At 41.1% G+C, this 19,826-nt stretch carries 20 protein-coding genes; 11 read left to right on the forward strand and 9 right to left on the reverse strand.

All coding sequences use genetic code 11. The features are described 5' to 3' along the window. Positions 1-95: 95 nt before the first annotated feature. The 4 genes from C8N29_RS08345 to C8N29_RS08360 are packed head-to-tail and all read left to right on the forward strand — an operon-like array spanning position 96 to position 2,666. Positions 96-863 (forward strand): hypothetical protein, encoded by a 768-nt coding sequence (locus C8N29_RS08345; RefSeq protein WP_107865609.1) that lies wholly within the window; start codon positions 96-98, stop codon positions 861-863. Then, a complete protein-coding gene (locus C8N29_RS08350; RefSeq protein WP_107865610.1) occupies positions 856-1,458 on the forward strand; it encodes a hypothetical protein in 603 nt (200 codons plus the stop codon). Before C8N29_RS08345 ends, C8N29_RS08350 begins: the two co-directional genes overlap by 8 nt. A 1-nt stretch (position 1,459) precedes the next feature. After that, positions 1,460-1,993: a protein-tyrosine phosphatase family protein gene (locus C8N29_RS08355; protein ID WP_107865611.1), complete on the forward strand. Its 534-nt coding sequence runs from the start codon at positions 1,460-1,462 to the stop codon at positions 1,991-1,993. Continuing rightward, complete coding sequence (locus C8N29_RS08360) at positions 1,977-2,666, forward strand: hypothetical protein (protein ID WP_107865612.1); 690 nt, start codon at positions 1,977-1,979, stop codon at positions 2,664-2,666. The genes C8N29_RS08355 and C8N29_RS08360 overlap by 17 nt, the downstream gene beginning before the upstream one ends. 4 nt (positions 2,667-2,670) lie before the next feature. Here C8N29_RS08360 and C8N29_RS08365 read toward each other — a convergent pair whose 3' ends face one another. From C8N29_RS08365 to C8N29_RS08375, 3 genes are all read right to left on the reverse strand, one after another. After that, on the reverse strand, positions 2,671-3,312 hold the full coding sequence (locus C8N29_RS08365; protein WP_107865613.1) for a response regulator transcription factor: 642 nt from the start codon (positions 3,310-3,312) through the stop codon (positions 2,671-2,673). Next, positions 3,305-4,267, reverse strand: coding sequence for a sensor histidine kinase (locus C8N29_RS08370; RefSeq protein ID WP_107865614.1), 963 nt, complete (start codon positions 4,265-4,267; stop codon positions 3,305-3,307). The genes C8N29_RS08365 and C8N29_RS08370 overlap by 8 nt, the downstream gene beginning before the upstream one ends. Before the next feature lie 479 nt (positions 4,268-4,746). Then, positions 4,747-6,768 (reverse strand): NADPH-dependent 2,4-dienoyl-CoA reductase, encoded by a 2,022-nt coding sequence (locus C8N29_RS08375; RefSeq protein WP_107865615.1) that lies wholly within the window; start codon positions 6,766-6,768, stop codon positions 4,747-4,749. Positions 6,769-7,444: 676 nt separating this feature from the next. On the opposite strand from C8N29_RS08375, the gene C8N29_RS08380 reads away from it, so the two are divergent. After that, entirely contained in the window at positions 7,445-7,900 is a 456-nt protein-coding gene (locus C8N29_RS08380) for a hypothetical protein (protein ID WP_107865616.1), read from the forward strand. Positions 7,901-7,934: 34 nt separating this feature from the next. Here C8N29_RS08380 and C8N29_RS08385 read toward each other — a convergent pair whose 3' ends face one another. Next, on the reverse strand, positions 7,935-8,531 hold the full coding sequence (locus C8N29_RS08385) for a 6-pyruvoyl trahydropterin synthase family protein (protein ID WP_107865617.1): 597 nt from the start codon (positions 8,529-8,531) through the stop codon (positions 7,935-7,937). 272 nt (positions 8,532-8,803) lie between these two features. Between C8N29_RS08385 and C8N29_RS08390 the strand changes: the two genes are divergently transcribed. Continuing rightward, the gene (locus tag C8N29_RS08390; RefSeq protein WP_107865618.1) at positions 8,804-9,790 is read left to right on the forward strand and encodes a malate dehydrogenase; all 987 of its coding nucleotides are present in this window, start codon (positions 8,804-8,806) and stop codon (positions 9,788-9,790) included. A gap of 228 nt (positions 9,791-10,018) precedes the next feature. After that, positions 10,019-11,224 (forward strand): saccharopine dehydrogenase family protein, encoded by a 1,206-nt coding sequence (locus tag C8N29_RS08395; protein WP_107865619.1) that lies wholly within the window; start codon positions 10,019-10,021, stop codon positions 11,222-11,224. A gap of 458 nt (positions 11,225-11,682) precedes the next feature. On the opposite strand, the gene C8N29_RS08400 is transcribed toward C8N29_RS08395, so the two are convergent. Together C8N29_RS08400 and C8N29_RS08405 are read right to left on the reverse strand one after the other, a co-directional pair. Beyond that, complete coding sequence (locus C8N29_RS08400; protein ID WP_107865620.1) at positions 11,683-13,191, reverse strand: fumarate hydratase; 1,509 nt, start codon at positions 13,189-13,191, stop codon at positions 11,683-11,685. A 58-nt stretch (positions 13,192-13,249) separates the two neighbouring features. Next, positions 13,250-14,503 carry a YihY family inner membrane protein gene (locus tag C8N29_RS08405; protein ID WP_107865621.1) on the reverse strand — a complete coding sequence of 418 codons (1,254 nt, stop codon included), beginning with the start codon at positions 14,501-14,503 and terminating at the stop codon, positions 13,250-13,252. A 54-nt stretch (positions 14,504-14,557) separates the two neighbouring features. On the opposite strand from C8N29_RS08405, the gene wrbA reads away from it, so the two are divergent. Genes wrbA through C8N29_RS08420 form a run of 3 tightly spaced genes read left to right on the forward strand, consistent with a single transcriptional unit; the run spans position 14,558 to position 15,926 of the window. Next, positions 14,558-15,169 carry an NAD(P)H:quinone oxidoreductase gene (gene wrbA, locus C8N29_RS08410; RefSeq protein ID WP_239987017.1) on the forward strand — a complete coding sequence of 204 codons (612 nt, stop codon included), beginning with the start codon at positions 14,558-14,560 and terminating at the stop codon, positions 15,167-15,169. Continuing rightward, on the forward strand, positions 15,170-15,517 hold the full coding sequence (locus C8N29_RS08415; protein ID WP_107865622.1) for a DUF2069 domain-containing protein: 348 nt from the start codon (positions 15,170-15,172) through the stop codon (positions 15,515-15,517). Between the two features lie 43 nt (positions 15,518-15,560). After that, a complete protein-coding gene (locus C8N29_RS08420; protein ID WP_170106933.1) occupies positions 15,561-15,926 on the forward strand; it encodes a DUF4870 domain-containing protein in 366 nt (121 codons plus the stop codon). 155 nt (positions 15,927-16,081) lie between these two features. On the opposite strand, the gene C8N29_RS08425 is transcribed toward C8N29_RS08420, so the two are convergent. The 3 genes from C8N29_RS08425 to purM form a co-directional block, all read right to left on the reverse strand. Next, a complete protein-coding gene (locus C8N29_RS08425; protein WP_107865624.1) occupies positions 16,082-16,765 on the reverse strand; it encodes a DUF3108 domain-containing protein in 684 nt (227 codons plus the stop codon). A gap of 45 nt (positions 16,766-16,810) precedes the next feature. Then, on the reverse strand, positions 16,811-17,449 hold the full coding sequence (gene purN / locus C8N29_RS08430) for a phosphoribosylglycinamide formyltransferase (RefSeq protein ID WP_107865625.1): 639 nt from the start codon (positions 17,447-17,449) through the stop codon (positions 16,811-16,813). Positions 17,450-17,596: 147 nt separating this feature from the next. Beyond that, positions 17,597-18,637, reverse strand: a complete 1,041-nt coding sequence (gene purM / locus C8N29_RS08435; RefSeq protein ID WP_107865626.1) for a phosphoribosylformylglycinamidine cyclo-ligase — start codon at positions 18,635-18,637, stop codon at positions 17,597-17,599. Positions 18,638-18,952: 315 nt separating this feature from the next. Between purM and C8N29_RS08440 the strand changes: the two genes are divergently transcribed. Further along, positions 18,953-19,822 (forward strand): hypothetical protein, encoded by an 870-nt coding sequence (locus C8N29_RS08440; protein ID WP_107865627.1) that lies wholly within the window; start codon positions 18,953-18,955, stop codon positions 19,820-19,822. Positions 19,823-19,826 lie beyond the last annotated feature (4 nt).

The raw sequence follows: 19,826 nt of genomic DNA on the forward strand, positions 1-19,826 counted from the left end.
ATTCAACGCTAGGTTATAAATCACCATTAATATTTGAACGTGATTTTTTAAGACAAGCTGCCTAAATAACTGTCCTGTTTCTCTTGACCATTACAATGCAATGTTTTAATGAATATGGACAAACGATTAACCCCATCTTATTAAGTCATGGTCCTTATGTCGTGGTCGATAATGATTATATCTTGTATCCAGATAGTCACCATTTCATCAAATACGACCCTCTCACTGGCAAACGAGAAGACTTATTTATTTCTTGCAAAAAAGCCATCGCCTTTGCATTTAATCAAACGCATCTGATTTGGTTAGACCATCATCAAGCGCATATTTATCATTTATCAGGCAAACTTAATACCACTTTTATAAAAAAACACTACACCTTAGAGCCCTTGCTACAGGCTCATCCTCATGGTGGCTTTCTGATGTCAGATGGGATAGCAAATCAAAAACTAATTTGGCTAACGGTGGATGGTGAACAAATTCGCTCTTGGCAATTATGTGGTCCCATTTTAGCGCTCACTGTGTGCAACCAGAATATCTTGGTTGCATGTGCGGCACTCGGTAAATCTGAAAATCTCGCCTTTTATTTATTAAGCGATGATTCATGTCAAGAGCATCAAGAAACGATGTGTATAGGTAAGATTATCAGTCAAGAAGGTCATTTAGCGTGGTTACGCAAAGATAGGCATATTATGCTGATGAATGAAGACTTTACGCCTTACTCCATCGGCATATTACCAGAAAATCACCATCTGATGGCATTTAGCCCTTCGTTATCTTACATTGCATCGCTCTCTATCACTGCTGACACTTATGAATGTCAATTATGGCAAATTCATCCATTGCAGGAGGCTTATCATGTCTAATCACTACGCTCGTATAGAATGTATTTTTTACTCACACGCTTGGGCGATATTGAATTTAGAAAAACTTGGCATAAATACCTTAGAAGATACCATCATCATTGAACTTTCTAGACAATCTACATTAAGCCTCGTTATTAATAATTCCAGCCAACGTACGGGTATCTCTGCCTTATTAAATCCTAAAGTGACTTTAGATAGCTTAGCTGAATACTTTCCACAACTTACCACGAGAATTATTTTAGCCTCTAGTCAACCAATGGATATCAGTAGCCTTTGCGCCGCCACTCAATTACTACATTATAAGGAAACAGATGCCAAGCGTATTGTCTTACTAGTCAATATGATGGATGCCTGCCATTTAGCAGAAGCATGGCAATGTGCAGAATCCTATGCCATTTATTGGGATTTAGCAGATCCCATTTCGCCGTCATTAGCTTTACTGGGTGAAAAATTAGCAGAATATGGTTGCCTGTCGTCATCATCATGGAAAGGTTTACATTTTTATGAAAGCCCTCACAGAGAAAATCCTACTGCTGAATCACTATTATCTTCTTATAAAGATGTTTTAACCCAATATACCTCATTGAGTATTTGAGATGATTAAGGATAATCCATTAAAAAACATGATTTTTATTAGCTCTCTACCTACATTTATAGAGTTACAAATTTTATTTTATCAAGGTCTTAAAGAATTAATCAATGTATCTGGTATTGACTTAGATAAAATCTACCCTCAGTATAATTTAAGCTATTTTAATGAGCATACATTCATATTTTCTGACTTATTCTCTAAGGCAAAAACTATAGAATCCTTTGCAGAGTTAGAAGCGCTGAACTCAACATTATTTAAAGAACACTTTAATATAGAGCAACAACAAGCATTTAAGTCTGCTGTTTATAAAGCAATTGAGCTATTATATCTAAATAAAAGCCTCTATATTTTTTGTCATCAGGGGGTAGGAAGATCCCCTGCGGTGAGCTTTGCTGCACTCACACTTTATTATCAATTGCCCATGTCTGAGTCATTAAAAATGATACACGCGATGAGACCACAAGCTAAAATTACGACGATGACTATTTCGGCAACCTACTGGCTAAAAGAGAATTTATCTCATGAACAGTTTATTTAGTCATTTGATAGATGAACTTAAAACACACCCTTTTTTTACACCGCTCAGTATACCGTCAGATTTTCAGCATAAATCCATCGAGCGCGCTCAAGGAAGTCTGAACTTACATAGTCAGGCTTATCTGTTAAAAGAATATGGTGAATTACGTAGTGTCGTCATTCAATCTTCCAAAATAGAAATCATCAGCTGTTTTTTTTATCCGTTTGCACAATGGGATTTGCCTATTTATGCGATGGAATTTGTCAGTTTAGCTAAAAAACCGATTGTAGGCGTTTTAGATTTACCTTGCTTATCGGGTACCGCGCATTTACCCGCACAAGCATTCATGGCAAATCTATTAGCTAAATATCAATTTCAGCTCAGTACAGACTACCCTGACTGGTATAAAGAATGCCGTTCGGGTTACGATATATTCACTCGACCCGAAAACCACGCCGTATTTGAGCGTCTTTCACAGGCGCATCGTGATATTCTTGACGAGATTCCCCAGTTTGCCGCTCAGGCCTCTCTTCTCTCAGCAGTAGACCTGAACGCGCATCGTCAACAGATAAAATCCTATCAAGAACATCACCTTGTGAATTCGCCTGGCCTACCGCTCATGAATAATCTTTTTGGTCAGGCATGGACCAGCGCTTTCCTTGAAGAGTGGTTTTTTGCAGCATCCACTCTCTGAGAGTTTAATCAATCAGTTTCATTTTAATCGCATAACGTACTAAGCCCGTTACTTCATGAATATCAAGTTTATTCATAATCTGGCTACGGTGTGTTTCAATTGTCTTGAGTGATAAATTTAATTTTTTTGCGATTTCTTTGCTTGATAAACCTAAACTCACTAACTTTAAGATTTCTGTCTGTCTTTGCGTTAAATTTTTCTCGGCTTTTTCATGTATGTTTTTGGCTTTGAACCCTTGTGCAATTTCTGAACAGATAGAAGGGCTAAGATATACTTTTCCATTCATAATAGTATCAATCGCGGAGAACAATTCTGTGGGTGCTGCATCTTTTAATAAATACCCAGAAACACCAATCTTTAAGGCTTCTTCTATATAAACCAAATTATTGTACATCGTTAATAATAGTATATGTGGCGTGTCGTGTAACTCAAAAATCTTTTTAGCTGTTTCTATGCCAGTCATATCGGGCATAGAAACATCCATCAGTACGACATTCACGTGATTTTTTTTCAGAAAATCAATCGCCTCAAAACCGTTACTTGCTTCCGCTATCACATCAAATCGTTCTTCAGAGCTGATAAGCACTCTTAGTCCTTTACGAATGAGCTGATGATCATCAACGATTAATATTCTTGTATTATTCATTAATCATACTCCATACTACTTGTATTCTAGTACCCAAACCAATTTTTGAATTTATTTTAAATACCCCACCTGTTTGCTCTGCTCTCTCCTGCATACTTAATAAACCCAATGAATTAATCCTTTCAGTCATATCAAAACCCTGCCCATTATCACTGATAACCAGCTTAAAATAAGCAGACGTATTCTCAATACTGATATATATCTTTTTAGCTTGGCTATATTTAATGGCATTGTTAATAGCTTCTTGGCAAATTCTGTAAGAGGCATACTCTATTTCTTGATTATCAATAATCACTTCAGATGAAATATCTAACTCAACTTTCATCTCACTCAAATTAGCTATTTGGTTAATTAAATTTGTTAGGCTTTCTTTTATTCCTATTTCTCGAATAAATCTAGGATGCAAACCTTTCGTAATATCTCTTAACGACTTTATTGCCTGATCAAATAACGGCATAATTTCGTTAATCATCTTTTTAGTATGTTGTATATCTTTTTGAATCAATACATTAAAACTAGATATTTTTAATGCAATCAGTAATTGTCCTAAGTCATCATGTAACTCTCTTGCCAGATTAGCTCGATAGGAATCCTGTGCTGACAATAGACTTCCAAATAATAACTTATATTGTTGCTCAGACTTATTACCAGATAAATTGACGCTATTTTTACTTTTATCTAATATACATTGATAATAAAAAATCCCATCTTGAGCAAACATTCTAATAACTGCATTATAATAATCATCTAGCCACAGTACATCGGCTATATTATTATCAAAAAACAAATCATCTATTTTATTCAAAATAGCAATATTACTAATATTCTCCCCAACAATGTTAGCTTTATATTTTTCTATTGAGAATTTATTAGCAAATAATATTTCACCTAAAGCATTATATATAAATACTGGCATACTAATATTATTAGCGAGAATCAAAAAAGAATAATCCATAACAACCACATTAATATTTTTATAAAATCAATACTATTAGCTAATCTATGATATTGAAATTTTTATCTTAATTACCATTAAACAAAATCAAACAGATAACCTATTTTCTTTATACAATATAGTCTATGCCTCTTAAAAACAGCAGGACAGTTATCAGGCTTTAGATAATATTTGTTAAATACTAAGAAGACATGTGACAAGGTGAAGATATCTACTGAGCTACAGCCACATGCAAAGTTTTAACCTCCCCATAAGCTAACGCTAATGAAGCTGACATATACGCTGATTGACTCTTGATAACAATATTGTATAGACCAAAGTAGTCTTTTTGGGGATGGCTGTCAGTCAGGCATTATTTTAGCTAGTCCTGACTTTATTTAGGTGGTTTAGAATCCACAATCAAGATAAAACGTGTGCCGAGCTAATCTTTGTTGTCTCTTAGCTCGGCTTTATTCATTATTTAAAAGAACAAATGTCTCTTAAATCTGTGCGGCTAACTCTGCGCCCTGACGAATGGCACGTTTAGCATCTAACTCTGCTGCAACATCCGCCCCACCAATTAAATGAACTGTTTTACCCAATGCTTCAATTGCCGCTTGTAACTCACGTTGTGGCTCTTGGCCTGCGCAAATAATTACATTATCCACGGCTAACACTTGAGGTTGGCCATTGACACTGATATGTAAGCCCTCATCGTCAATTTTGGTGTATTCCACACCTGTCAACATATTAACGCCTTTTTTGAGTAAGGCTTCACGATGCGCCCAACCTGTGGTTTTACCTGGCCCCGTGATTTTCTTGTTTTTGCGCTGCAACAAGTACACCTCTCGAGGGCTTGGACTCACTTGAGCCTCAACACCTTCAATACCGCTACGTGCTTGTAAGGTTTTATCAATGCCCCACTCACGTAAATATTCATCAATGTCTAGACTAGAAGGCACATGATGTGGGTCATGCACTAAAAACTCAGAAGTATCCATGCCAATACCACCCGCACCAACCACTGCCACACGTTTACCGACAGGTTTTTTGTCTCTTAACACATCAATATAATTCATTACTTTGGGATGATTAACGCCTTCTAAGGGCAATTGACGTGGCACAATACCTGTGGCTAAAACCACTTCATCAAACTCAGCGACATCATTTGCACCAACACGTTTGCCGAGTTGCACATTAACACCGTATTTTTTTAACATGACGCCAAAATAACGAATGGTTTCGTTAAATTCTTCTTTACCGGGAACTTGTTTGGCAATATTAAATTGACCACCAATTTGCGTATCTTGGTCAAACAAAGTGACGTTATGACCACGCTCTGCGGCAACACTGGCAAATGATAAACCTGCTGGCCCTGCACCAATCACCGCAATATTTTTCGGTTTATCGGTTTTGATATAAATTAATTGGTCTTCATAACAGGCTTGCGGATTGACCAAACAAGAAGCCTGACGTAAAGCAAAAGTATGGTCTAAACAGGCTTGGTTACAACCAATACAGGTATTCACTTCTTCTTCTTTATTGGCGGCTGCTTTGTTTACCCAATCAGGGTCTGCCAACATCGGACGCGCCATTGACACCATATCGGCATCACCACGGGCAATAATATCTTCGGCATGAGACGGCATATTGATACGGTTAGAAGCAGATACAGGAATACTCACCGCCTCTTTGACTTTACGCGTTACCCATGCAAACGCACCACGCGGTACCATGGTGGCAATGGTAGGAATTTTGGCTTCGTGCCAACCAATACCTGTATTAATGATACTCACGCCTGCTTTTTCTAATTCTTTAGCAAGGGTAATCACTTCATCAAAGGTTTGACCATCGGGTACTAAATCAAGCATCGACAAACGATAGACAATAATAAAGTTGGTGCCAACACGGGCACGAATACGACGAACAACTTCGAGTGGGAAACGCATACGGCGTTCAAAATCACCACCCCAGTCATCGTCACGCTCATTACCACGTACGGTTAAAAACTGATTTAATAAATAGCCTTCTGAACCCATGATTTCAATGCCGTCATAGCCAGCTTGTTGAGCTAAAGCAGCCGCATTGACCCAACTCTCTAACTCTTGAAGAATCATTTCTTCGGTCATGGCTTGCGGTGGAAAGGGATAAATAGGTGACTTTTTACCAGACGGAGACACATTTAAGGGATGATACGATTGACGGCCAGCGTGTAATACCTGCATACAAATACGACCACCTGCGGCATGGACGGCATCGGTAATTACTTTATGCTTTTTAGCATCGGCTTCGGTCAGCATGGCACACATACCTGGCCCTAAAACGCCTAATTCAGAAGGCGAAATACCCCCTGTAATAATTAAGCCCACACCACCTGCGGCACGGCGCGCAAAAAAAGCTGCTTGTCTTTCGGGCGGAAATTCTTCAAGACCTGTGTGCATCGAACCCATGATGACACGGTTGGGCAAAGTGACAAAACCTAAATCTAATGGTTGTAATAAATGTTGAAATGGTTGTGACATGGCGAACCCTCAGCTGGCTAGCGCTTGGTAGGTAAATAAGTGACAGTTAGTCGATAAAGTTTGATACGGTCGTTAGTTACACGACTAGCTCTATAAGAATTTATCTCGAATGAATAGCTTGCTTTATTGGCAAGCAAACATTGCGTCAATAACTGCCGACTACGAAATTACCTGACGATAACTCGCACTGAAGGCGAATACAAGCCGTTTTAACGACTTTTTAGTTCGCACAAAAAAGTATTTTTTTATAACTAAAAATTATAACTCAACAGCATCATCAATATAGTCATAATCTTCATAATCTGCCCATTCATCAACCACGACTTCATCGCGCATATCTAATAATTCCATGATTTTTCCTCATTGTGACCAGTTAAAAATCTAACATCTTCATTAGTACGTTTTTGAAGATGAGTTATTAAAAACTAATGCAATGACCATACCATGACACTTAAAAGACAGTATGATGACAGTCCGCTCAGACTATCTTTTTTATGTAAATAGCGATAACGTAGCTTCCATTAACTGCGTTTATTACTTAGGTATTTTACGCATGAGCACGAGCCTTTAGAGCTAAACAAAGACTGTTTATTTTTGGCTCTAAAATGACATTGTCTTGACAACGACAGTCACTTTATTTGCAATATTCAAGTTCTACTTATTTGAGCATATATCTATGGTTTCTAAAACAAATACAATAACTTATGAAAATTTCTCTCAGGCTATGCAAGCAATTATTCGTCAAGAAGATATTGCCAATGCTCGCCGTGCATTATATAAATTTTTACCTGAACAGCGTTTATATTTGGCCGCACACACACTGCCTGCAAACAAAATCAGTACAGAAGCACAAACGCTAGATGAGCTTGCCAAACTGTCTCTTTTTTGTGCACAGGGGGCTGATAACAGTACCGCCTTGTTAAGTTACACAGACACTCAAACACTAACAGCGCAATGTAAAGATAGTTTTATTGTGGAACTTTCTGGTGCAGATGCACTGAATTTGGTGCTAATGCAACATAAATTTGCTGCCTTAGTGGTGAAATCGGCGCAGGGTTGGGTGGGTATTACTAAGACGGATATTCGCTTATTAGTTAAAGGTTATCGTATGGATAATTACCCCTCTCAGTAATATGCCATCATCAAGCGCTGAAAGCGCTTGGTGCTTACAGGCGCACTTGTGGCTCGACGACAGGGTTAATAAATAACTGCCCATTTTTTAATTGCTCATATAAAGTCGGGTCAGACCACTCTTGTTGAATTTGCGATGAAAAAATAATGTCTTGTAAACGAATCAATCCCATACGTGGATTATCAACGTCTGCTCTAAAACATTGGGCATAACCTGTTTGTGTTTCATGGACTATCACGGAATATAGTGCGACATCTGCCTCGCCATTTTGCATGACCGTTTGTTTGAGTACCGCATCGACCAACACAAAAATGAGTCGAGAAAACTGCTCAGCCGACGGGGATACAGGCAAACTAATCCAACGCGCACTAAATTGCTGACAATAGGCAATGTACTCAGCATTATCTTTGTCCCAAAAAGCAATCGCATGGTCAAAGCTATCAATTAAGTCTTTGATATGCCCTTTTAATAATCCAAAGTCATAAACCATTTGTCCTTGGTCAAATGCTTGTGCCTCTAAGATAATTTCTACTTGATAACTATGACCGTGAATAGAACGACTACAACGCTGACTGGTACAGTTACGCACAATGTGGGCATTTTCAAAGCGAAATAATTTACGAATTAACATAGACAGCTCCAAATAACAGAAACATTTTAGCAGAAACTCTAGTTTTATTCGCATATAGTGTGCAGCTTAGGTACAATGCAGCGTTTTTTAATGGCCGTTTATTGCGACTGCAATCAAGGCAAGTCTAAATTGCCTAAATTAACGGCAAGATACGGACTTAATATTTCAAGATTCGAGCCTTGTTATCCATGAAGCACTGCTTCAAGTTCAGCTAAATCTTGTCTATTCGTGTGCTTGCGGGCTTGCCCGCCTTTCATCATCAGGAGCTTAAAATGAAACAACCCGTTCGCGTTGCCGTCACAGGCGCAGCTGGTCAAATTGGTTATAGCTTATTATTCCGCATTGCTAGCGGTGAAATGTTAGGCAAAGACCAACCCGTCATTTTACAATTATTAGAAGTGCCCGTCGAAAAAGCGCAACAGGCTTTACGCGGTGTCATCATGGAATTAGAAGATTGTGCATTTCCGTTATTGGCAGGCGTAATCCCCACTGATGACCCTTATGTGGCTTTCAAAGACGCTGATATCGCTTTATTAGTGGGTGCACGTCCACGCGGTCCAGGCATGGAGCGTAAAGACTTATTACAAGAAAACGCTAAAATCTTTACTGTACAAGGCAAAGCATTAAACGATGTAGCTAGCCGTAACGTGAAAGTATTAGTGGTTGGCAACCCAGCAAACACCAATGCGTATATTGCCATGAAATCTGCTCCAGATTTAAACCCAGCCAACTTCACCGCGATGTTACGTTTAGACCACAACCGTGCATTATCACAAATCGCTGCTAAAACTGGCCGTGCTGTTGCTGATATCGAGAATATGGTGGTTTGGGGTAACCACAGCCCAACCATGTATGCTGACTACCGTTTTGCCACAGTCAACGGCGATGCAGTCAAAGCCCTAATCAATGATGAAGAATGGAACCGTGATACCTTCTTACCCAAAGTAGGCAAACGTGGTGCTGCTATTATTGAAGCCCGTGGTTTATCTTCTGCGGCTTCTGCTGCTAACGCGGCTATTGACCATATCCGTGATTGGGTATTAGGTACTAACGGTAAGTGGGTCACGATGGGTATTCCTTCTGATGGTAGCTATGGCATTCCAGAAGGTATTATCTATGGCGTGCCAGTCACCTGTGAAAATGGCGTTTATACACGCGTTGAAGGATTAGAAGTAGATGCCTTCTCTCGTGAGCGTATGGACTTCACCTTAAATGAGTTATTAGAAGAGCGTGATGGCGTAAAACATTTATTGCCATAATACGTACTTAGCAAGTCTGGTCTCATTTATACACAGACTAGGTTCGCTAGAGACAGTATTTATTATTGCTGTCTTGGCGTGACACTAAAAAGGCTTACTCTGGAGAGTGAGCCTTTTTTATCCATCATCTATCTTAGGCAATGAAATAAGCATTTTTTCAACACAGTGCCTAGTGGCTGTTGCCCCTCATAACATGAACTATTTAACTTTTTTGATGCTGAGTATGATATGAGTAAAAAACAACGTCCTTACGATATCATTTTAATCGGTGCGACGGGCTTTACAGGGCAACTGACCGCCGATTATTTATTAAAACAGCCACATCCGATTCGCTTGGCATTGGCAGGTCGCAACTCAGACAAATTATTACAGGTGAGAGAATTACTCTTGGCTGACAACCCTCACGCCACCGCACCCGACTTATTGCTCGCTGATAGCCATAATATGGCCAGTCTACGCGAGTTGTGCTCGCAAACCCATGTGGTTATCAGCACTGTTGGCCCTTACGCACTTCATGGCGAAGATTTAGTCGCTGCTTGCATTACACAAGGGTGTGATTATGTGGATTTAACGGGTGAACCTCAGTTTGTCAGTCGTATGCAACAGACCTATCACCATGACGCCCAACATCAAAACGTAAAAATTGTTCACTGTTGTGGCTTTGATAGTATCCCGCATGATTTAGGTGTGTATTTTACGCTGCAAACACTGTGTCAAAGCTTAGGTGATGCTGTACTCGAACAATCACAGGTTGAGATTGCGGCTTATGTACGAGGACACGGAGATATTTCGGGAGGCACATGGAATTCAGCAATTGAAGCCATGCCAAACTGGCAAGCATTTATTAAAGAGCGTAGACGACTGCATCATCAAACATGTCAGGGCCGCGATATTTATTTGCACGAAATACCCAAATTACAAAAGCTCAAAGATGGTTGGGCTGCCCCCTTACCCACGATTGACCCTGCCATTGTTGTTCAAAGCGCAAAACGCTACGCATACTATGGCAAACAATTTCGTTATGCACACTATGCCGTTGTACCACAATTGCATCGTTTAGCTTTAGCAAGTGCGGCAGTCGCAGGTATTTTTACTGTTGCGCAATTTGCTAAAGGCCGCGAATGGCTGGGTAAAAGACGACCATCGGGTGCAGGCCCTGTTGCCGAAGAGCGGGCAAAACACTGGTTTACTGTCGAGTTTCAAGCTCAGGTGATAACAGCCAATAAGGAACAACATACGCTCAGAACCTTAGTGAGCGGCGGTGACCCTGGTTACGACGAAACAGCAAAAATGTTGGCTGAAAGCGCACTGTGTTTATTATTAGATAAGGACGTATTGCCCAAACACTATGGTATTGTCACCCCTGCGGAAGGTATGGGGACTGCCTTATTATCAAGGCTGCAAGCAGCAGGGATTCGTTTTGAGGAAAAATGATGCAGACATTATCTCTCGACCGTATGACAGCCATCTTCCGCGGGACTGCTACTTTTTATCAGACTAACCTGAGTTCGGGATAAAAAATGTTAATTCCTTGAGTTTTATATAGAAACTATTTCAAGCCCCTATAACGAACGCCTTCCGCGGGACTGACTTTGGTTTCGGCCAACGTCAGCAAAACCATTTCGTGGTGCAAAACTCGTTGCTTAGCAGCAATCCAGCCTTCGCCCTGCATGGCTCAGGCGTTCAGCGGGCAAGCAACGGTGTTGCTTGAAAGCCCCGCTTCACCCTTGGCTCAAACAGTTGCACCACAACGTCCCAACAGTGCCTTTGACGCTATAAACAGTCATATTTCAACTAAAAAGCCGTAGGCTTATCCCGAACTTAAGTTAGGCTAAAATCACACAAACACGCCGTTATAAAAACGGCCTGTTTGCGTATGTGACCAAGTCACGTTAAGCGACTGGAATTTTACCAATTTTGGCTTGCCAAATTTTGGGTGCAGTGTCGTGTACGGAGTTGCCATTGACATCTACCGCTACCGAAACAGGCATATCTTCAACCACAAATTCATAAATCGCTTCCATACCTAAATCGGCAAAACCGACTACTTTGGCTTGACGAATGGCTTTAGATACTAAATAGGCCGCACCACCCACCGCCATTAAGTACACGGCTTCATGGTTTTTAATCGCTTGAATCGCGATTGCGCCACGTTCAGATTTACCAATCATGCCGTACAAACCTGTGGCTTCTAACACGGTATTGGTAAATTTATCCATACGCGTTGCGGTTGTCGGGCCTGCTGGGCCTACCACTTCATCACGCACAGGGTCAACTGGGCCCACGTAATAAATAAACTTGCCTTTTAAGTCCACAGGTAATTCTTCACCTTTGGCAATCATATCCACCATACGTTTATGGGCAGCATCACGGCCTGTATAAATTGTGCCTGATAACAACAAGGTTTCGCCTGTTTGCCATGTTTTGATTTCGTCATGGCTAATGTTATCGAGGTTAACTCGACGCGCTTTAGAAGCATCCCATGTCACTTGTGGCCAATCTTCTAATTTGGGAGGTGTTAATTCGGCTGCACCTGAACCATCTAATTCAAAATGCACATGACGAGTGGCGGCACAGTTAGGAATAATCGCCACAGGTAAACTCGCAGCATGGGTGGGATAATCTTTGATTTTAATATCAATCACGGTGGTTAGACCGCCCAAACCTTGTGCACCAATACCTAAGGCATTGACTTTTTCAAACAATTCTAAGCGTAACTCTTCAACACGGTTTTGTGCACCACGAGCGATTAACTCTTGAATATCTACAGGGTCCATTAACGATTCTTTGGCTAATAACATGGCTTTTTCGGCTGTACCACCAATACCAATGCCTAACATACCCGGTGGACACCAACCAGCGCCCATCGTTGGTACGGTTTTTAATACCCAATCGACAATCGAGTCAGACGGATTTAACATCGCCATTTTGGATTTATTTTCAGAACCACCACCTTTAGCGGCAACGGTAATATCGACTTTATCACCAGCCACAATTTCGTAATGAATCACCGCTGGCGTGTTGTCTTTGGTGTTTTGGCGTTTGCCTGCGGGGTCTTTTAGGATAGAAGCGCGTAACACATTATCTGGATGTAAGTAGGCACGACGTACACCTTCATTAATCATGTCTTCTAAAGACATGGTAGCGTCCCAACGCACATTCATCCCTACTTTAACAAACACAGTGACAATGCCTGTATCTTGGCAAATCGGGCGATGGCCTTCGGCACACATACGCGAATTAATTAAAATTTGCGCCATGGCATCTTTAGCGGCTTGGTTTTCTTCTTTTTCGTAAGCGTTATTAATGGCTTGAATAAAATCTAACGGATGATAATAAGAGATGTATTGTAACGCATCGGCAACACTTTGAATGACATCATCTTGTTTAATAACAGTCATGCTGATTCCTCTGTAACTGGCGTGAGCTGGTTTGGTTGGCGGCGATTATAGCCAATAATCACGCAGAGGGCGTGCTTTTTTCAGGGCTATCAGGTGCTAATAGTTGTGCTAAGCTCAGTTGAAAGTGTTGTTGTTGATACGCATGTACCGCTAACAAACGGGGGGCTAAAGCATTTGCCCAATGGTCATCTGCATGTAAATTGGCTAAATCTTGTGGCTTGGGTAATGGCCACGGTAATTTTTGGATAAAATCAGCCACATTGATTTTGTCTAAATTACGCACTAAGACATAATTGCCAGACTCTGTTTTTTGAATAAATTTTTGACTGATTAAGAGGTCAGCAAACTGTGTCCATGTTTCTACCTCGTGTCGACCCAGAATCTGCATCGCCTCAATGTCCGATACACTCCGTCCTTCGAGCTGTCGTAGATAAAATAACTCCAAGACATCAAATAAGGCCAACATCGGATGACGATTCTTTTGATGAGCCTCTTTATAAAGGGCTAAGGCACGACAGACTTCTACCCCTAATAAGATAATCATCCACGACAAATAGACCCACAATAAAAATAGTGGAAAGGCTGCAAATGCACCATAAATCAGTTGGTAGGATGAAAAATGTCCCACAAATAGCGTAAAGCCATTTTTGGCCACTTCAAATAATACCGCAGCAAAAAAACCCGCACTAAAGCCTGCTTTCACAGGCACACGGCAATTTGGCACAGCAATATACAGTAAACTAAATGCTAAACCTGTAAATAACATAGGAATTAATTGCAAACCCGGAAACACCGTACCCACAATTTGCTCGGCATCACTCAAAATGCGTAATGAGGTGATATAAGAAGATACGGTAAAGGCCGCCCCCAACAAAAAAGGGCCTAAGCTGAGCACCGCCCAATAACGTAAAAAACCAATCAGACTTTGACGCGGCTGTTTGACCTTCCAAATCTCATTAAAGGCTTTTTCGATGGTCATCAACATCATTAAGGCGGTGATAAACAGCATAAACACACCAACAATGGTTAAATTGCTGGCTTGGGTGGCAAACTCACTTAAATAATTCTGAATTTTTACGCCTGTATCGGGCAAAAAATGGCGAAAGACCAAATTTTGGATATCGGCACTGATGTGTTTGAGTGAAGGAATCGCCGCTAAAATACTAAAAACCACTGTCATCATCGGCACAACAGCAAACAAGGTGGTATAAGTTAATGAAGCCGCATTTTGTCGGCATTCGTCGGCTAAAAATCGACGCACCACAAAACGGGTAAAGGATTTTGTTTTTTGCCAACGGCTTTGCCATGTCATATCCACACTCCAATTCAGTTATAATGAGGCTACTTTTTTGGCATGACACCTAGCATGTGGGCTGTTGAGGGAATTTTTGTGTCTGAACCTTATATTTTAGTACTGTACTATAGCCGTCACGGCAGTACTCGCCAACTCGCAAAACTGATTGCTCGCGGTGTGGAATCGGCAGGTATGACCGCTCGTTTGCGTACTGTACCCGCAATCTCTACCGTTTGTGAAGCAACCGCAGCGACTATCCCTGACCATGGCGATTTATATTGCACGCTAGATGACCTGAGTCAATGTGCAGGCCTCGCCTTAGGCAGCCCAACGCGTTTTGGCAATATGGCTGCCCCCTTAAAATACTTTTTAGATGGCACGGCTGCACTGTGGCTAAATGGTGCGCTGTGTGACAAACCCGCTGCTGTATTTACCTCAACCAGTTCTTTACATGGTGGTCAAGAAAGCACGCTATTAACGATGATGTTACCCCTGCTCCATCATGGTATGGTTGTGCTTGGTTTGCCCTATCGCGAAGCCGCTTTACACCATACACAATCGGGGGGTAGTCCTTACGGTGCTAGCCATTGGGCTGGCAACGATTCACAACGCCCTATCACCGCCGACGAACAAGCCTTGTGCTTGGCATTGGGTAAACGTCTAGTGCAATTTGCGAGAAAATAAGTGTTAAGTTTTTTACGTACCAGTTATGTGTTGTTTTTAGCTCTGTTATGTATTGGCACTTTTGTCACTGCCCCGACAGCAAGCACTCTACCAAACATACTAGTGATTTTATCTATACAAATCATTCCCTTACTAGCTTTCTTTAAGGCAGTTTGGCAAAAGCAAAGTTATGGCTTATTAACACTAACACTATTACTATTGGTCTATATGGGCTTTTCCACCATGAATTGTTTTGCTGGCGGCCTAAAACAACTCTTTGCGATTGTTGAATTAGTTGTTGCCACATGGTTAATTTTGGCGTGCTCTAAAGCAGTCAAAAGTTTACCTAGAGGTCATGGAGCGACTTAGCTGTTTTTGTTATGACTCATACAGTTTATACAGGAGATTGATTATGGAAGAAAATCCTACACAAAAGCCTTGGGGTATGGATGTCAACACATTTGCTGTTTTAATGCATTTATCACAGTTTTTAGGTGTGGTTATCCCACTAGCAGGTTTCATTTTACCCATCGTGATGTGGGTAACAACCAAAGATAGCCATCCTTTGCTTAATGAACACGGCAAAAACATCATCAATTGCTTACTCAGCTTTTTGATTTATACCTTTATTTGTTATCTTTTAATGATTATTTTAGTGGGCTTTGTCTTGATAGCCATTTTGGGACTTATTTACTTAATATTTGTGATTATTGCGGCAGCCAAAGCAGGCCAAGGGATTGTTTGGCGTTATCCATTAACGATTCAATTTATCAGATAATCCTAAACAATCCCTTCGACTCCGCTCAGTGAGCTTTTTTGCGCTGGCTGAGCGGAGTCGAAGCCCCTTTTGACGTAGTTTTATTTGGATTTTCAGGTAAAGCACGCTGTATTTCAAAACGTCAACAGCCCCTAACAGAAGTCATAGCTTGCTCATTACTTCTGCAATCCTTGCAACTCAATGGTATAAATTGCGCCGTCATCTATTTGCACCACTTTCACAGGTAAATAATCTAAGGATTTAGCTAACCAAAACTGAGTTTGTCTATCAGCCGAGTGATGAATACGCGTCACTTTTAAGGCTTCTATTTCGCCATAAGGGATTTTAATTTTTTCCACCCCATCAACGGTAAACTTCAAGGGCTGAAAGCCTTTGGCATCACCCAAAAGATATTCTTTTAATTGTGGCTTAGTTTGCTGGCTTAAATCTTGGCGAATTTGGATTTCTAAATTTAAGGGGTCTAAAACCGTTTTATCGGTTAAGGGAAATGTGTCGTTTTGGCCTTTACGTAAGGTGGTTAATTGTTGTTTATCCCAATCAAAAGTGGCTTGGTCTACCCGATTTTTGAATAAAATTTGTTTGCTGTTTTGATAAGACAACGATTGAACTTGTTGTTTATCAAAAATAAACTCACTCACTTCATTCGCATTGGCAATAGCAGCTGTGGCATTAAATTGATAACGGTAATGATTGTTTTCTTGTTTGCTTAAGGTACGTGTAGCTGTGCCAGTAATTTGTTGATTTAGATTAAATTGATACGTTGCCGTATAAGGTTGCAAATCAAAGGCAAAGGTTTTTACACCAAGACTTAAACTCGTGATTAACAACAAAAAACGCATATTTGTCCCTCACCCCAACCCTCTCCCACAAGGAGAGAGAGAACGTTAATCAAATAACAACTTCATTGGTGTAGACAAGGTTTGACCATCTAACACAGGCAAACCTTGTTGATAACTCAAACGGCCATAACTAAGCCAATTTAGCACGAGCGGATAAATTACATGTTCTAATTTATGTACTCTTTGTATTAAAGATTGTTCGGCTTCATTCGCTGCCACAGCAATCACCGCTTGGGCAATCACTGCCCCACCATCTAACTCAGCATTAACAAAGTGAACGGAACAACCATGAAGTTTATCACCCGTTGCCAATACCCGTTGATGGGTATGCAAACCTTTATATAAAGGCAATAATGAAGGATGAATATTAATTAATTTACCTTCAAAGTGCTGAACAAAAGCAGGCGTTAAAATACGCATAAAGCCTGCCAGCACCACCACATCAGGTTGCCATGCATCAATGATTTTTTGCATGGCGCAGTCAAACGCTTGTCGAGAGGCGAATTGGTTATGATTGAGTGTCACGGTAGGTATATTGGCTTGTTGAGCGCGAATTAGACCATAAGCGTCGGCTTTATTAGACAATACACCAACCACTTGTCCTGCAATATAGCCTGATTGACAGGCATCGATAATTGCTTGCAAGTTAGTCCCTGAGCCAGAAATTAAAACAACAATTTTCATGTAAGCAAACTTTTAATCAAACACCCTCACCCCAACCTTCTCTCACAGGACGAGAAGGCTCTCTCTCCCTGTGGGATAGAGCTAGAGAGAGGGCTTATTAAAATAAAAAGGCAGGCACAAGGCCTGCCCTCTAAGACACTTGTGCGATTAAGCAAAAACAACGGTAGGCTCAGTATGTGTCGACGGCTGAATGTGACCCAAACGCCATGCTTGCTCGCCATTGGCCTGTAAGTGAGCAATGGCTTCGTCAGCTTTATCAGCAGGCACAACCACCACCATGCCCACGCCACAGTTAAAGGTACGATACATTTCAAAACGCTCCACATTACCTTGCTGTTGTAACCATTGGAAAATGGCTGGCCATTGCCAAGAGCTTTCATCAATCACTGCGTCTGCCCCTTCTGGTAACACACGAGGCAAGTTCCCTGGTAAACCGCCACCCGTAATATGGGCAATCGCATGTACAGGCACTGCTTTGATGAGAGATAACATAGACTTCACATAAATACGGGTGGGCGCCATCACCACATCCGCTAAGGTTTTACCGTCTAATGGTTGAGTTAAATCCGCTTGAGCCACTTCAATCACTTTACGCACTAAGGAATAACCATTGGAATGCACACCACTGGAGGCCACACCAATTAACACATCGCCCGCTTTGACTTTAGAGCCGTCAATAATCTGTGACTTTTCGACCACACCGACACAAAAACCTGCTAAGTCGTAGTCTTCGCCTTCATACATACCTGGCATTTCAGCCGTTTCACCACCCACTAAGGCACAACCCGCTTGTAAACAACCTTCACCAATCCCTGTAATCACGGTTGCAGCCGTATCCACCGATAAATGGCCAGTCGCATAATAATCTAAAAAGAATAATGGCTCAGCACCACACACCACTAAGTCATTGACACACATCGCTACCAAGTCAACACCAATACTTTCGTGACGCTTTAATTGCAGCGCCAACTTTAATTTTGTGCCGACACCGTCTGTACCAGAGACTAAAACAGGTTGTTTATAACCTGCAGGGATTTCACACAGTGCGCCAAAGCCTCCTAGTCCTCCCAGCACTTCGGGACGGGTCGTTTTTTTGGCCACGCCTTTGATGCGTTCAACTAAATGATCGCCAGCGTCAATATCCACGCCTGCGTCTTTATAGCTTAAGGAAGGTTGAGAATTGCTCATGGTGATGTCCACATAGAAAATGAAGCGATAACAGACCAACTTATTGGCCTAAAATTAGGCGCGCATTTTAGCCGTTTACACGACGATGCTAAATACATTTTTTAACTCAGCTCCAAGTTTATTCGTTATCCAACTATTTTTGACTGTTTTTAGCTCAATTCGCATACAATTCTAGACCAACTCACCCCTCATTTACCGTCTATAAATTGGCAGAACACAGAGAACACGGTATTCTCTTGGCCTTGTAAATAGCACTCCACATTAGCCAAAACGACCTTATACATGTTGGCTACGCATACAAAGGATATGAAAACCATGACTTGGTATAAAAAATTGGCGTTTGTATTGAATGTCGTGTGTATGCTACATGTTCACACGAGTCATGCGAATGAACAACAATGGAGTGAAGACTTACTAAATTTAGCGGGTACAACCATTATTTTTGAACAAGCGCCCGTACAACAAGCCCTTGTGCAACAACAGACACCCAATCTAGGCCAAATGATTCAACAATCAGACTTTAGAGAATGGGCAGGTGCACGTTTATGGTTGATTAGTTTACAAGACAACAAAATTCAGGCTTTTACACAAAATGCTACGCTGAATGAGGAAGCGGGTAGCCGTGGCTTGAGTTTGAATTATGACTTCCCTAACGATAATAACAACGCCGCACAACAATTTTTTAACCAAGGTCGGATAAATTTTGGTGATTTGAAAGCCCAACTGGCCAAACAACACGCCGATGCCGTGGTGTTTATTCAAGAAAAAAATAATCTCATTTTTTGGCAACTTTATACCGAAAAAGAGCGCATGAGTGGTACGGTTAATCAAGATGCATTGCCCTATCTGCCTCATATTTGGAGTGAGCACCTAGCCATGGCTTGGCAATGGCCAGAGCTTAAACAGGACATTTTACTACGCATTGATAATATTCGCCGTTATAGCCAACTACGTGCAGCCGAGCAAGCAATTGCCAATGCGTGTCGCAGCAGCCGTTTACTCAAAGTCACGCCTAATCGTGCAGAGTTTGCTTGCAAAAGTGCTAATAATTTAATTCCTGAAAAATTAAACTTAGTACCACAACTCGTTTTACAACCCGCAAGCACTAAAAACTTAAGTACCAATGCCCTGATGGGACGACAACTAGCGCAACGCTTTGCCCTTTATCAATGGCAAGATTTATGAGAGC

It is taken from the genome of Agitococcus lubricus, from assembly GCF_003051055.1.
Taxonomy (GTDB): domain Bacteria; phylum Pseudomonadota; class Gammaproteobacteria; order Pseudomonadales; family Moraxellaceae; genus Agitococcus; species Agitococcus lubricus.